Source organism: Burkholderia sp. BCC0044, from assembly GCF_902832955.1.
GTDB lineage: Bacteria > Pseudomonadota > Gammaproteobacteria > Burkholderiales > Burkholderiaceae > Burkholderia.
This window is the reverse complement of sequence record NZ_CADFDO010000023.1, coordinates 1-359: the sequence shown is the minus strand read 5'-3', so window position 1 is coordinate 359 and position 359 is coordinate 1. Positions and strand designations below refer to the sequence as shown.

Genomic DNA, 359 nt, shown 5'->3' with positions numbered 1-359 from the left:
CGGACCTGACGCTCACGCCGGCCGAGTTGAACAACGCGGGCGGCACCATTACGCATGCCGGCACCGGCACGCTGACGATCGCGCCGGGCCAAGGATCGAGCGCACTGAACAACGCGTCGGGCACCATCGTGACGAAGGGGCAAGCCGTCGTCAATGCGGCTTCCTGGAACAACGCGAGCGGTATCCTCGCCGCGCAGCGCGGCATCAACGCCACGATTGCGGGCGACGTGAACAACGCACAGGGCCTGCTGCGATCGGACGCGTCGCTGTCGTTGAAGAACGGCGGCGCTCTGTCAAACCGAGGCGGCCACATCCAGGCGGGGCAATCGATTGCGGGCGACACCAGCACGCTCGCCATT

1 protein-coding gene is annotated in these 359 nt (G+C 66.9%); it reads left to right on the top strand.

The genetic code is table 11. The features are described from left to right. The coding region (locus tag HWX14_RS36300) for a hypothetical protein (protein ID WP_175886802.1) at window positions 1-359 on the top strand (359 nt) is incomplete at both ends.